The organism is Acinetobacter sp. AM, from assembly GCF_003105055.1.
In the GTDB taxonomy this organism is placed as follows: domain Bacteria; phylum Pseudomonadota; class Gammaproteobacteria; order Pseudomonadales; family Moraxellaceae; genus Acinetobacter; species Acinetobacter tibetensis.
Genome location: NZ_QETG01000009.1, coordinates 46,321 through 60,709 on the forward strand (window position 1 = coordinate 46,321; position 14,389 = coordinate 60,709).

Below are 14,389 nucleotides of genomic sequence, written 5' to 3' on the forward strand. Positions count from 1 at the left end.
GACAAATGGAACAAGTTTATATTTTAGATGGTATTCGTACACCGATTGGTCGCTATGCTGGTGGTTTAAGCGGTATTCGTGCCGATGATTTGGCCGCCTTGCCGATTCAGTATTTGAAAAATCAACATCCGCATTTGCCTTGGAATGAATTGGATGAGGTGATTTTAGGTTGTGCCAACCAAGCCGGTGAAGACAACCGTAATGTCGCGCGTATGGCAGCCTTATTGGCAGGTTTACCCGATTCAGTTCCAGCCATTACCGTGAACCGTTTATGCGCCTCTGGTTTAGATGCAGTAGGACTGGCGGCACGTGCCATTAAATCGGGAGAAGTGCAGTTTGTATTGGCAGGCGGCGTGGAGTCGATGAGCCGCGCACCATTTGTACAATCTAAAGCGACGACGGCATTTAGCCGTACCCCTGAAATCTTCGATACCACCATTGGCTGGCGTTTTGTCAATCCAAAATTCAAAGCGAACTTTGGTGTCGATAGCATGCCTGAAACGGCTGAACATGTGGCTGAAAAGTATCAAATTAGCCGTGATGATCAAGACTTATTTGCTTATCGCAGTCAGCAAAAAACCGCAGTGGCGCAGCAAAATGGTATTTTGGCAGAAGAAATCTTGCCAGTGACCATTCAAGACCGTAAGAAAAACAGCATCACCATTGATACCGATGAGCACCCACGTGCGGAGACTACAGTTGAGACCTTGGCAGCTTTAAAAGCCCCTTTCCGTAAAGAAGGTGGTTCGGTGACTGCGGGCAATGCTTCAGGTGTCAATGATGGTGCTGCATGTATATTGCTGGGCAGCCCAGAGTTTGCAAGCAAGTATGGTTTAAAGCCATTGGCGAAAGTGATGGCAATTGCGCAAGCTGGCGTTGAAGCCAAATATATGGGGATTGGTCCTGTGCCTGCGGTACAAAAAGTGTTGAAACAAACAGGTTTAACCCTCGATCAAATGGATGTGATTGAACTGAATGAAGCCTTTGCAGCGCAGTCGCTTGCCGTGATGCGTGAACTCGGTTTGCAAGATGATGATCAGCGTGTCAACCCAAATGGCGGTGCAATTGCACTGGGTCATCCATTGGGGATGAGCGGAACACGTTTGGTAATTACTGCGATGAAAGAACTCAAGCGCCGTAATGGAAAATATGCGCTGTGTACGATGTGTGTAGGCGTAGGACAGGGTGTCGCACTGATTATAGAAAATGTGGATTAAGGACATTATCCCAAAATGAATTAACCCGCAGTCAGGAAGATTGCTTAAGGAATTAAAAATATGAATAACAATGCAATGGAAAAAATCGAAACGGTATCAGTGGATGAATTACGTAGTGTGCAATTGGAGCGCATGAAAAAGACACTGCAACACGCCTATCAAAATAGCCCAGTCTATAAAAAGAAATTTGATGAAGCAGGGGTACATCCTGATGATTTCAAATCTTTAGAAGACTTAGCAAAATTTCCATTTACCACCAAAAAAGATTTACGTGATAACTATCCATTTGGCATGTTTGCTGTGCCGCAGGAACAAATTATCCGTATTCATGCATCATCGGGTACCACAGGTCAGCCGACTGTGGTGGGTTATACCCAAAATGATATTAATGTTTGGTCAGATGTCGTTGCACGTTCATTACGTGCAGCGGGATTGTCAAATAAAGACATTATTCAAGTGTCTTATGGCTACGGCCTGTTTACAGGCGGTCTAGGTGCGCATTATGGCGTAGAACGTTTGGGCGCAACCGTGATTCCTATGTCTGGTGGTCAAACAGAGCGCCAAGCCCAGCTCATTCAGGATTTTAAACCGACGGCATTGATGGTGACACCATCTTATTGCTTAAACATTATTGAAGCGCTAGAAAAGAAATTTGGTAGCGCAAAAGACTGTTCAATCAAAACAGGCATCTTTGGTGCTGAACCTTGGACCAATGAAATGCGCCGTGAGATTGAAGATCGTCTAGGCATTGATGCCTTGGACATTTATGGCTTATCGGAGGTGATGGGACCAGGCGTTGCAATGGAATGTTTAGAAAGCAAAGATGGTCCAACCATTTGGGAAGATCATTTCTATCCAGAAATCATTCACCCTGAAACAGGCGAAGTATTGCCAGATGGTGAATTGGGCGAGTTAGTGTTCACGACCATTACCAAAGAAGGGATGCCCGTGATTCGTTACCGTACCCGTGACTTGACCCGTTTATTGCCGGGTACGGCACGCACCATGCGCCGTATGGATAAAATTGTCGGTCGTAGTGACGACATGATGATTATTCGTGGGGTAAATGTGTTCCCATCGCAAATTGAAGAGCAGATTTTACATATTCCACAATTGGTACCGAACTACCAAATTCAAATTTGCAAAAAAGGACACTTGGATACTTTGCATATTCGTGCTGAAATGCGTAGAGATGTGAGTGAAACATTGACGCCGCAAATAGCTGCTTTATTGAAAGCCCAAATTAAAACCATGGTCGGTATTTCAGTCATGGTTGAAATTTTACCGGAAGGCAGCCTGCCACGTTCTGAGGGGAAAGCGCAACGCGTCTTTGATATTCGAAAATCGGCATAAGTTTTAGTTGAATGATAGATCACATGATTTATCATTTTGGTCTGACAAGGTAATAGTTGAACGAAATGAATCTAAAATTAAAACAAGTTATTGATGATTTCATTAGCAACGAAGCACTGAGCGGTACCTCGCTAATTATGACCATCTTTGGTGATTGTATTTTTCACCGTGGTGGCATTATTAGTCTGGCCAGCTTAATTCAGTTAATGGATGTGTTTGGTTTTAACGAGCGTTCAGTTCGTACAGCCGTATTTCGCCTTGTCCAAAATGGTTGGCTGATTTCCGAGAAAATCGGACGTACCAGTTACTACCGTGTCACGGAAAGCAGTCGCCAACGCTTTATTATGGCAGACCAGAAAATTTATAGTTTCACCCAACAAGAGTGGGACCAAAAATGGGATCTGGTCTTACTCAGTTCTGTTGAGCTGGAAAATAAAGTCACTTTGAAAAAAGAGTTGGAATGGCTCGGTTTTGCCAATATCGCCACCAATGTTATGGCGTATCCAGGCTGTGATCATCTGAAATTACAAAATTTGTTGCTTAGTTTAAAGATGACCGACCAAGTGGTGATCTTTAAAGCTGAAGCTTTACAGTTGTGGCAAGAATCTTATCCAACTGTGAAGCGCATGGTCGAAATCAATTGGCCTGTACAAGAGCTACATCAGCGTTATGAAAAGTTCATCAGTGATTTCAGAGAATTCTTTAATTTGGTCGAAAGCGAAGATGAACTCGATCCGATGCAAGCGTTTCAGATTCGAATTTTATTGATTCATCAATATCGTCGAATTTTATTGAAAGATCCAAATTTACCCTTTGAATTATTGCCATCGAACTGGTTGTCGCTGAATTCACGTAATTTAAGCAGTAATCTCTATCAAACCGTGGTGCTGGCAGGGGATGAATTCTTCCTCGACATCGCACGGACGTCAGAAGGTTCAATGCCACCTGCACATCCACAATTCTATAAGCGTTTTGGTGGCTTAAAGCAGGAAGAGCCGAGTTATTAAGCTCATAAAAATAGCCCTACAGTTTAAGGAAGAAACTATGCCGTGTTATGCCATCGATGGCGTCATTCCAGTGGTTAGCCCAAAAGCTTATGTGCATCCCACAGCAGTTTTAATTGGGGATGTAATTGTTGAAGAAGGGGCTTATATTGGTCCTTTTGCTGCATTGCGCGCAGACTTTGGCGGCATTCATATTCATAAAAATGCCAATGTACAGGATTCCTGCATTATTCATGGTTTTCCGAACAATGTCACTGTGGTCGAAGAGTTTGGTCATATTGGACATGGCGCAATTTTGCATGGTTGCCGTATTGCTAAAAATGTCTTAATTGGCATGAACAGCGTAATTTTGGATGAAGCTATTATTGGTGAAAATACCATTGTCGGTGCCAATAGTACGGTGAAAGCCAAAGCTGAAATTCCAGCAAATTCCTTGGTGGTCGGCAGTCCTGCACGCGTGATTCGTAGTTTGGATGAAAAAGAAATTGCGTGGAAATTTAAGGGTACTCAGCAATATATGGATTTAACCCTACGCTGTTTAAACAGTCTACAAGAGGTTGAACCCTTAACGGAAAACTCAGCAACGCGTTTAACGCATACACATTTTAATACTGACCATGTAATTAAGAGCAAAGCAGTTTAAAGCTGAGACTTCGGAATATATGGCTTCATATGGAGCCATAAAATTGTTTAATTATCTATTTTTCCAAATTGTTATATTTAATATTCTTCAGCACTTCAAATTCTAGATCGCGAAAATCATCCTGTTTTGTGTTTGGGGTAAGACAACTTTTCGCATCGATTTTATGTGTAAAAAAGTTGAATGGATACAGTCTTTAAACATTGTCAGTAAGGCATTTTAGAGCTGGTTACAGGAATTTGTTTTATAAAATAAAATGTTCCAGTATGATGAATCTTCCAACAATAAAATATTGAATATCAATTGGAACTTTATAATGAAAGGTACATTAGTAGATTTTAATTTCCAGATTAATGAAGGCGTGATTCAAGGGGACGATGGAAAGCGCTATAGCTTTTTTGGTTCGGAATGGAAAGACCAGACTTCACCCGCACGTGGTCAAAATGTCGATTTTGCTGTGAATGATTTAAATCAGGCTGTCAGTATTTATGTGCAGGCATTTGCACGTCAGCCTGTTTTTAAAAAAACAAATAATCAGCATACAGAACAATTGCAAGCCGAAGAGAATTTTGGTTTATTCGATTGGACGATGAAATGTTTAAAGAATTATGCCAATTTTTCAGGGCGCGCACGTCGTAAAGAATATTGGTACTTTTATCTTTTCCAAATTTTAATTGGACTGCTGATTGGTTTGAGTCTGGGGATTATGGGCATGAGTGACAATGGAATAGATGCTATCTCAGGCTTACTTTCACTGTTTTTTTTATTACCAACACTTGCAGTCGGAGTACGTCGCTTACATGATGTAAACCGTTCGGGGTGGTGGATGCTTTTGATGTTTACGATTATTGGGCTTATTCCATTGCTGATTTGGACTGTAATGGAAACCAAGCCTGAATCGAACCAGTGGGGAGAGCCTGCGAAGTAAATATATGCATTAAGACTTGATCTGACAGTGACTATTTTTTAGTGTTGCTGTCAGGTGGGTTTGAGTTAGATCAAACGGAAGCAACTAGACGATTTTCATTTTTTGTGGAAGTAAATGAAAACAAATATGTTTGATTGGATGATATTTATTATATTGTCTTTTTGAACAGAATATATTTATAGAGTTCTATTTTTAAGCCATCTATGTTGTCATTGTAGAGTGCATGAAGTTCCAATACGTTTTTCGTTGTTGTTGGGCGAACATATACAATTCCAAAATTTTTATAACTATTGGTATAGTTTTCTATAGTAGTTAATGTTTCTTGGTCTTTGTTTTCAAAAGCGATTAAATCTAATTTTTTAATGATTTCTATATTTAAGTCCTTAAAAGTTTCAAATCGAGTCTTATCGAAATCATTTGGTACAAGAGGTTCTTGATTTTCAACAGCCATTTTAAGCATATCTTCAAGTACAACATTCTTTTGATTGTGTATGCTCTTTATTAAATGAAATGCTTCTTTTGCTTCATTTGAAATAACCTCACTACCTTTTTGTTTTTTCCAATTTATAAATATTATGAGAGCAACTAAAGCACCGAAAAAAGTAGCTATCGTATTTAATTGATCAATTTGCATTTGAGACTACCTTGTAAAATAAAATTTAGATGATCTTTACTTTTGACTGGGCAAAAGTAACAAAACCCTTTTGTTCGTTAAAGGGCACATCCATGCGCCCTTAACGAACGGGCGACATCCATGTCGCAGGTCATGTGATTGGATTAATACTAAATTTTAAGATTTCGTACGACGTTCGAGTCTTCTTCTATTTGTTTCATTAATTTATTCAGGTAACGTATAAATTGCAGTTATATACTAGAAAGTGTTTCATAATTATTGGTTTATATCGCTTTTAATTGTGAAAATCATACACGTAATTATGAATTAATCTAGCAGCACGTTAGATTAGAGAGGGCGACATGGATGTCGCCGTTAGCTTGTGATACATGGACGTATTATCAAGCTAACAAAAGATTTTTGTTACTTTTGATCTTTCAAAAGTAAGGCAATGCCTACGCAATGAAAATTGAGTTTAGATTGTAAAGTGGGGGTAGTGATTCAATAAATCCTCTCCCTAACCCTCTCCTTTAAAAAAGGAGAGGGAACTAAAAACCAATAAAAAAAGCCCCTACAATGTAGAGGCTTTTTTATTTAAGACTTAAACCTTAAGACACTTTATCACCTGGTTTAGCGCCAGATTCAGGTGAAATCACCCAAACACCTTCGCCATTACCTGCTGCAAGTACCATACCGTTAGAAATACCAAAACGCATCTTACGCGGTGCAAGGTTAGCCACCATCACTACCAATTTACCTTTTAAGTCTTCTGGTTGGTAGAACTCACGAATACCACTAAACACGTTACGTGGTTCAGCTTCACCTACATTTAAAGTCAATTGAAGAAGTTTGTCCGAACCTTCAACCGTTGCAGCTTCTAAAACTTCAGCGACACGCAGGTCAACTTTCATAAAGTCTTCGATACCAATAATCTCAGCTTCACCTACTTTAGGCTCAGGCTTTTTCTCGGCTTTCTTTTCTTTTTTCTTTTCCACTTTTGGTGCTTCTGCCGCCGCAGCCAAAGAGTCTTTAGATGCATCGACCATTGCAGCAACTGCTTTCGGGTCTACACGTTGCATTAAAGGTTGGAATAATGCAATTTCATGATCAACCAATGCAGTTTGAGCAGAAGCAAAGTCAAAGTTATCTAACTTCAAGAAGTCTTGAACTTGAGCTGCTAAAGTCGGAAGGACTGGGGCTAAATACACCGCCAATTGACGGAATAGGTTAATTCCCACTGAACAAACATCGTGTACTTGTTGCTCTTCGCCTTCAACTTTCGCTAAAGCCCAAGGTTTTTTCTCATCAATATATTGGTTGGCTTTATCTGCAAGCGCCATGATTTCACGAATCGCAGCAGAGAACTCACGTGACTCGTATTGAGCGGCAATTGAAGCACCTGCATCAATAAAGCTTTGTACCAATTCAGGCTCTGCACAAGTTGCTGATAATTTATTATCAAACTTAGTGTTGATGAATTTTGCACAACGGCTGGCAATGTTGACCACTTTACCAACTAGATCTGAGTTTACTTTCTGAACGAAATCATCCAAGTTCAAATCAGAGTCTTCAACTTTGTCTGAAAGTTTAGACGCGAAGTAGTAACGTAAATATTCAGGGTTTAAATGCTCTAAATACGTTTCAGCTTTGATGAATGTCCCGCGAGACTTCGACATCTTCTGACCATTTACAGTCAAGAAACCATTGACGAATAAACCTGATGGCGTACGGTAGTTTGCACCTTCTAGCATTGCAGGCCAGAACAGCGCGTGGAAGTAAACGATGTCTTTACCAATGAAGTGATAGACTTCTTTGTCAGAGTCTTTCTTCCAAAAGTCATCAAAACTTAAATCAGGACGTTTAGCTTTAATGTAGTTTTCAAAACTCGACATATAACCAATCGGTGCGTCTACCCAAACATAGAAATACTTGTTTGGTGCATCTGGAATTTCAAAACCGAAATACGGTGCATCACGTGAAATATCCCAATCCGATAAGCCCGCTTCAAACCATTCATCCAGTTTGTTGGCAATTGAAACAGGGAGGCGACCTTGATCACGCGTCCACTTTTGCAAATATTCTGAGAAATTTGGCAGTTTAAAGAAGTAGTGATCTGAAGATTTCTCAACAGGCGTTGCACCACTCAAAGTCGATTTCGGGTTTAAAAGTTCAGTTGCATTGTAAGTCGTACCGCAGACTTCGCAAGCATCACCATATTGATCTTCCGACTTACATTTCGGGCACGTGCCTTTAATGAAACGATCCGATAAGAACATGCCTTTTTCAGGGTCAAAAAGCTGGTTGACAGGACGGATTGCAATATTGCCTGCTTCACGGTTTTTCACATAAATTTCAGAGGCACGAGAGCGGTTTTCATCACTATGGGTGGAATCATAATGGTCGAAATGCACGCCAAAGCCATCAAAGTCACGGATGTGTTCTTTTTGCACATTGGCAATTTGTTGTTCTGGAGAAATGCCATTGGCTTCGGCACGTAGCATAATGGCTGTACCATGAGCATCATCCGCACATACATAAGTCACATCGTGTCCCATTGCACGCATGGCACGAACCCAGATATCTGCTTGGATATAACCGAGTAGGTGACCCATATGGATCGGACCATTGGCGTATGGAAGGGCGTTAGTGACTAAAATATTGCGCACGGATATGACTCTCTCATTCGTATATTATGCAAGGTGCATGATTTTACCTGAGATAAGCAAAAGTTGCATAATGCTTTCGGGGAATTCTTTAAAAATGCTTGTCAGTGCATAATCCATCGATATAAATTTGTTAAGCTTTTTTATATATCAATGAAAATAAGAACGGATTCAAGAATGCTGAGAATTTTAAAATACGCTTTGATATTTCTGATTTCTATCGTGTCCTCTTTTGCATTGCTGGTTGTAGGGATAACTATGTACCTTTATATAATTGGTTATTTCAAATTTGTTGAGGAACAATATCAAGAGAAATGGGATCGTTCTGTGCATATTGATCGGCAATATTTTCCAAATTTATCTGAACCTATCTTTTATTTTACGCGTCGTGATGGGGGGACTCAGGTGCTTGGGTAATGGTATATCCACTTGATACGAAGACCAAACAAGCATTTTTAAAGCAATGGCAGGCCAGTGAAGCGAAAACAAGTCAAAGTATTGAATGCATAAAACCCACCATTAAAAAGCGGTGGCGTACAAGACATTCAAATATTCATTATGTTCAGCCTTCAGAGATGTATAGAGATCATCGTGATTTCAAAAACCATGACTCGTTTATTGTGTTCGGTTCAGAAAAGCAGATTAAAACAGTTGAACAGGGTTGTATGGAAACAGCATTCAAAGTCATTCCTAAGCAGGAAAAGGACAGCTATTACCAATATTGGGCAATCGCTGAGCAACAAAATCTACTATTTAGCGTGAATGAGCTGAAATGAAGGTGATCGAGAAGCAGTTATTTATTTAAATCGTTAAAACATATGACTTAAGCCTATAGATCAGGACAGAATCGTGGATAATAGTGCTATTGCATCCACTTAAATGAGTCAGCCGTCCATGATCGATGATGATTTTGATTTCGACCAACCCGTCACACGCATTAAGCAAAATGCAGATAATCAAAAACAATTGGGCAGCCATATCCTAAAAACTGCTGAGCAATATCTTGCTTCAATGGGTAGCCGACCTCATGCACAATTGCTCGAGTCGCTCCGTCAGCTCGAGTTGGAAGATCCGTACTTTGCAATAATGGCCGATCAGCTTGAGTATGAAAGTGATGAACCAATCGCCAATGATGTGCTCAATCTGTTGTATTTCTGGCAAATGGCCAATGAAAAAGAAGCGGATATTACTGAGTTTCAATTGCCCCATTTAATCCAAACGGATTATTTCCAAGCAGCTTTACTTGAAGCGTATGATGCGATGGATTTGGGCGCATTCCAAGCCCAACGCCGCAGTGTGATTGAAGAAACCTTAAAACTGTATCAACAGCAGTGTTATGCAGGTTGTATTACGGTTCTTTATGGTCAAATTGAAGGGATTTTGACGGATACACTGATTGAACATAGATATTTACAGCAAAATCAAACCAAGTTTGTCGATGTGTATAAAATCGTACCGGGTTTGAAAGGTCATGAGGTCAAAAGCTTATGGCATAAAGTCAAAATTGCCAGTGAAATCAATCCGTATTTCTTGAGCCTTGAAGCATTGAAAATGGATGCAAGTTCAAGTGTCACCGCCAGCCGTCATAATATGGTACACGGTGCGGACGTGACCCATTTCACTCAAGCACGCAGTTTCATTCTGTTTATTTGGCTGTTTGCAGTTATTAGCTTTATCAGTACCGTAAAGCGTTAGTCTCTTCCGTTGAGTGGTACAGGATGGTGTTTAAATTGCTGCATCCTGTACAGCTATTGTTTCAATATGCTGTTTTGTATTCTATTCAATTCAGATCACGGTATAACTATAGACGGGTGCTATAACAGAAAAGGGTGTAACAATGACCGATGAAAATAAAATTGATGAATTAAAAGACAAAGCTGTGGAACTTGGTGATGATTTAAAACAAGTCGCAAAAGATGCTCAAACTGAAGGCGAAAATGCGATTGATGAATTAAAGAGTTCTGCTGTCGAAGTCAAACAAGCTGCGGAACAGAAGCTTGATGAAGTGAAAGAAAAGCTAGATGAACAGCAAGCTGCGGATGAAGATGCAGGGTTTGATAGCACCATTGAAGATGCCAAAGCCAAATGGGCTGACGTGCAGCATCAGGCGCAAGAAAAGTACGAGCATTTAAAAGCAGAAGCGAGTCATTTACTTGATGAAGCTAAGGTGAAATCAGCAGAGCTGAAACAGGAAGCTTCGGTCAAATTTGACGAATTAAAAGTTCAGGCAACTGAAAAATTTGATGAACTGAAAAAAGCCGCGACTGACAAGCTCAACAAATTTAAAAAAGATGATCATGATCAAACTTAATTTTAAATTATCTTGATCAGGTTAAATTTGTAAGCACTTAACATGGATGTTGGGTGGCTTTTAAGGTTTTAAGGTTTTAAGGATTCAAGTTGACCCATTCGATTTGACGAATTCGGTCATTCACTACAGTAATGGTATAGCGTTTACCTTCTATTTCGTAAACATAGTGCATTGCAGTGTAGTTTCTTTGATTTTCGCTGATTGTTGAACTGCTCATGCCCTCGGGGGACTGTCCCATATGCGTTGCTAATTTTTGATAACTGTCGCCAACGTGTAGCACTACGCCTGATGAGGTTCGTAGACTGTTGAGTTGTTGTGTAGCCGCCCAAATGCTTGAGGATATGCTGAAATATACGAAACTTAACACTAAAACATGCCGTATTTTCATGGCAATCTCCTGTTTTTATCTCAGATATGTTGGTTGCCTCGGTATTTTGAATAATGTGCTGTGAAGCTCAAATGAGTTAAAGCCTGTATTTTTAAATTTAATGCCTATTTATTTACAAAACAGCATGGAAATTGTTAATTGTTTAGCTTTTTAAAGGGTGTGGAAATCCTCATTTTCCAGTGATGAAAATAAAGTCAGATGATATCTGACTGAAACACTCGGTTTTTTCTGGTTTATTGCCAAAGTGGCGCGGTGAAATGCTTAACCTAACGGAAAATAAGCGTTAAACTATATTATTCAGCTGTAATCCAGATTTGGAGTAAATGTATGTCTTGGCTTTCTTCACTTAAATCCGTTTTTTCACCCGCTCAGGAGGTGAAAGAAGAAGAAATCCAGCAAGTTTTACAACAATATTTTCTGCCGAATTCAAATCACGCATTAAAAGACCGTATTTCACAAATTAATGTGCAAGGTCGAGTCTTACAAATCACCATTAATACCTACCCTGAAGAAGCTGATCATTTACAACAAATTCATGATGATTTGGCTGAGTCCCTAGAAAAATGTGGGATTCAGGAACTCAATATGCATGTGATTCAACAAAAAACAGCACATGCTGAAAAATCTGGTGGCTGTGGGCACAATCATGCGCAAGGCGAAAGCTGTTCAAGCCCTGCTAAACCAGAAAAAACCAATTTACCGCCAGTCATGGATGCTGCTGCATCGACTCAGACTGAAACAGAAACCGATCCGAATAATCCTCCAATTGCCAAAGCAGCCCCGCAACAGCGCGATGTGCCGAAGCATCCACGTATTCAGAATGTGATTTTAGTGTCTTCTGGTAAAGGTGGTGTCGGTAAATCAACGACGACAGTCAATTTGGCTTTGGCATTGCAGCAATTGGGACTAAAAGTTGGTGTTTTAGATGCCGACATTTATGGTCCAAGCATTCCAACCATGTTGGGTAATGCGGGTAAAACCCCAATGATTGAAGCGGAAAACTTTGTTCCGCTCGATGCGTATGGACTTGCTGTACTTTCGATTGGGCATTTAACAGGTGACAATAATACCCCTGTGGCATGGCGTGGTCCTAAAGCAACAGGTGCATTAATGCAACTATTCAATCAAACCTTATGGCCAGATTTGGATGTGCTAATGATTGATATGCCTCCAGGAACTGGAGATATTCAATTGACTTTGGCGCAGCGTATTCCAGTGACTGGCGCGGTGATTGTGACCACGCCACAAAATGTCGCACTTCTGGATGCAACTAAAGGTATTGAATTGTTCAATCGTGTGCATATTCCAGTGATGGGTGTGATTGAAAATATGTCGACCCATATTTGCTCGAATTGTGGATTTGAAGAACAAATTTTTGGTACAGGTGGGGGAGATAAATTGTCAGAGCAATACCACATTCCATTGTTGGGACGTTTACCGCTCGATGCAGCCATCCGTGAAAATGCAGATGCAGGTCAGCCTTCTGTTATTGTTGGTGATGCTGCGGCAGAAAGCTACTTGGCGATTGCGGAAAAAATCGTGGCACAATTAACCAAGTCGGATAAAGATAAAAATCGAATTTTCTAAAGTCAAAAAGGGATGTTGATCGCAACATCCCTTTTTACATGATGGTTTTGGCTGAGTGTTTTTTAGGAATGAAATCTTTTATTCCATTTACGTAAAACCGACCAGCGCCAAATAATACGTGTGCAAATATAAAGAATAAATGCAGTTAATAATGCTTCTAATACTAATCCAGTCATTAAAATTTTGGCAAGATGCAAGTCAATATGACCATGCCCAAAGTTTTTAACCCAGTTCAAAATCTGGTGTAATACCCCTAAAATCATATCTTTATCAATCATATTGACTTGGAAAATTTTACTGCCTAACCAGAAGCCCAAATATAAAATGGGTACGACAGTGAGCGGGTTAGATAACCATGCAAGGGTTAGGCTCAGTGGGAGGTTCACTTCAATCAATAATACTGTGAACACAATAAAGACACTGTGAAACGGCACAGGTAGAATGCCCCAAAAAGTACCAATAAAAACAGCATGGGAAATAGATTTTCGATTGACGTACCAAAGCACAGGATTCAAGGTGCGTTGACCAAAAATCCGCATAAACTTCAGTTGATTGACTTTTTCAGGAGAGGGAAGCCACGATTGGAAAAATTTCTTTGCCATACGAAATCAGCTTTTCAGGACAGGGTATTGTGCATGATTTAAGTGAAAAACGATAGTTGATTCACCTTTTTGCTATAAGGAACTGTGCTTTAGAGTTACATACCAAACTGAAAGTAAACTTAAAAAAACTGCTGAATCATGGCTTTAAATTGTATAGCGCGACATAAAAATTAAATGAATTGTGACAAAAAATATAATATATCTTGATAGCGTGACCCACAGGTTTTATTGGACTTATTGTTGTTAAAATGATGATTTTTATCGAATATGTTAAAGTCGCAAAAACTTTCTCGATTTTCCTTTACAATATTTTTTTTGCTATATTGAAACAATTCAACTACGCTTCATTTGCTCAAATGTGAGGTAAGGGTATGGTTTCTTTGTTTTTTATAGGATTGGTGGTTTCTTTATTATTAACCCCAGGTCCTACCAATACTCTACTTGCTTCATCTGGTATTCAGGTCGGCATTCGAAAATCATTTCGTCTTATTCCTGCAGAAGCATTTGGTTATCTAATTTCTATAACCGTATGGGGTATCATTATTGGTACCGTATCGCGTCATTATCCAGTCATTCCGACTGCACTGAAACTTTTTAGCGCCAGCTATATTCTATTTTTAGCCGTTAAACTATGGAAAACGGCAGATGTAGAAGAAAGTTATAATCAACCAACCATTCGTGCTCGTGAGCTATTTTGTGCAACTTTGTTGAATCCTAAAGCACTTTTATTTGCATCTGCTATTTTTCCAGCAGTTGTTTGGATCAATGTAGATGCTTACATTGCACATATGTTGGTATTTTTGATTTTGATTGTTCCTATTGCTTTTTTCTGGACTTTTATTGGTTCGATCTTGGCATCCAACCGAGTACGTTGGTTAACTAAATCTAATCTGCAAAAAACAGCATCGATTGTGTTGGTTAGTTTTTCTATTCCATTGAGTTATTCGGCCTTATTAAACCTTTAATTTTCTCAAGCACGCTGTTGAATTTGCATTTTTAAAGCATGCAGCATCACATGTGCCCGTATTTTCATTGGGGCTGAATTAAGTTAAAGTACAGCGCAAGAATTGCTTGAAGTTTTGG

At 39.7% G+C, this 14,389-nt stretch carries 15 protein-coding genes; 11 read left to right on the forward strand and 4 right to left on the reverse strand.

The genetic code is table 11. The annotated features are described in order from the left end of the window. Positions 1-5 precede the first annotated feature (5 nt). The 5 genes from pcaF to DCO44_RS06610 all read left to right on the forward strand — a co-directional run bounded on the left by pcaF (position 6) and on the right by DCO44_RS06610 (position 5,142). Positions 6-1,217: a 3-oxoadipyl-CoA thiolase gene (pcaF, locus tag DCO44_RS06590; protein WP_116760255.1), complete on the forward strand. Its 1,212-nt coding sequence runs from the start codon at positions 6-8 to the stop codon at positions 1,215-1,217. Between the two features lie 60 nt (positions 1,218-1,277). Continuing rightward, a complete protein-coding gene (paaK, locus tag DCO44_RS06595; RefSeq protein WP_116760257.1) occupies positions 1,278-2,570 on the forward strand; it encodes a phenylacetate--CoA ligase PaaK in 1,293 nt (430 codons plus the stop codon). 65 nt (positions 2,571-2,635) lie between these two features. Then, positions 2,636-3,577, forward strand: coding sequence for a PaaX family transcriptional regulator C-terminal domain-containing protein (locus tag DCO44_RS06600; protein WP_016167088.1), 942 nt, complete (start codon positions 2,636-2,638; stop codon positions 3,575-3,577). Between the two features lie 37 nt (positions 3,578-3,614). Beyond that, entirely contained in the window at positions 3,615-4,217 is a 603-nt protein-coding gene (locus DCO44_RS06605; protein WP_116760259.1) for a gamma carbonic anhydrase family protein, read from the forward strand. A 313-nt stretch (positions 4,218-4,530) separates the two neighbouring features. Beyond that, positions 4,531-5,142: a DUF805 domain-containing protein gene (locus DCO44_RS06610; RefSeq protein WP_116760261.1), complete on the forward strand. Its 612-nt coding sequence runs from the start codon at positions 4,531-4,533 to the stop codon at positions 5,140-5,142. 148 nt (positions 5,143-5,290) lie between these two features. Here the strand turns inward: DCO44_RS06610 and DCO44_RS16825 are convergent, their stop codons facing one another. Together DCO44_RS16825 and metG are read right to left on the reverse strand one after the other, a co-directional pair. Beyond that, a complete protein-coding gene (locus DCO44_RS16825) occupies positions 5,291-5,776 on the reverse strand; it encodes a hypothetical protein (protein WP_228157522.1) in 486 nt (161 codons plus the stop codon). 587 nt (positions 5,777-6,363) lie between these two features. Next, positions 6,364-8,421 (reverse strand): methionine--tRNA ligase, encoded by a 2,058-nt coding sequence (metG, locus tag DCO44_RS06620; protein ID WP_116760263.1) that lies wholly within the window; start codon positions 8,419-8,421, stop codon positions 6,364-6,366. Positions 8,422-8,676: 255 nt separating this feature from the next. Here metG and DCO44_RS16600 point away from each other — a divergent pair, with 255 nt between their 5' ends. The 4 genes from DCO44_RS16600 (at position 8,677) to DCO44_RS06640 (ending at position 10,729) form a co-directional block, all read left to right on the forward strand. After that, on the forward strand, positions 8,677-8,835 hold the full coding sequence (locus DCO44_RS16600) for a hypothetical protein (protein WP_165815691.1): 159 nt from the start codon (positions 8,677-8,679) through the stop codon (positions 8,833-8,835). Next, a complete protein-coding gene (locus DCO44_RS06630; RefSeq protein ID WP_116760267.1) occupies positions 8,835-9,194 on the forward strand; it encodes a hypothetical protein in 360 nt (119 codons plus the stop codon). Before DCO44_RS16600 ends, DCO44_RS06630 begins: the two co-directional genes overlap by 1 nt. Positions 9,195-9,312: 118 nt before the next feature. Then, a complete protein-coding gene (locus DCO44_RS06635; protein WP_116760269.1) occupies positions 9,313-10,113 on the forward strand; it encodes a hypothetical protein in 801 nt (266 codons plus the stop codon). Positions 10,114-10,255: 142 nt separating this feature from the next. Next, positions 10,256-10,729: a hypothetical protein gene (locus DCO44_RS06640; RefSeq protein ID WP_116760271.1), complete on the forward strand. Its 474-nt coding sequence runs from the start codon at positions 10,256-10,258 to the stop codon at positions 10,727-10,729. Between the two features lie 76 nt (positions 10,730-10,805). On the opposite strand, the gene DCO44_RS06645 is transcribed toward DCO44_RS06640, so the two are convergent. After that, positions 10,806-11,117 (reverse strand): hypothetical protein, encoded by a 312-nt coding sequence (locus DCO44_RS06645; RefSeq protein WP_116760273.1) that lies wholly within the window; start codon positions 11,115-11,117, stop codon positions 10,806-10,808. Positions 11,118-11,444: 327 nt separating this feature from the next. Here DCO44_RS06645 and apbC point away from each other — a divergent pair, with 327 nt between their 5' ends. Further along, positions 11,445-12,704 carry an iron-sulfur cluster carrier protein ApbC gene (gene apbC, locus DCO44_RS06650; protein ID WP_116760275.1) on the forward strand — a complete coding sequence of 420 codons (1,260 nt, stop codon included), beginning with the start codon at positions 11,445-11,447 and terminating at the stop codon, positions 12,702-12,704. Between the two features lie 62 nt (positions 12,705-12,766). Here the strand turns inward: apbC and DCO44_RS06655 are convergent, their stop codons facing one another. Continuing rightward, complete coding sequence (locus DCO44_RS06655) at positions 12,767-13,306, reverse strand: DUF2062 domain-containing protein (RefSeq protein ID WP_116760278.1); 540 nt, start codon at positions 13,304-13,306, stop codon at positions 12,767-12,769. Positions 13,307-13,677: 371 nt separating this feature from the next. Here DCO44_RS06655 and DCO44_RS06660 point away from each other — a divergent pair, with 371 nt between their 5' ends. Next, a complete protein-coding gene (locus DCO44_RS06660; protein ID WP_116760280.1) occupies positions 13,678-14,271 on the forward strand; it encodes a LysE family translocator in 594 nt (197 codons plus the stop codon). The last annotated feature ends 118 nt before the right edge of the window (positions 14,272-14,389 follow it).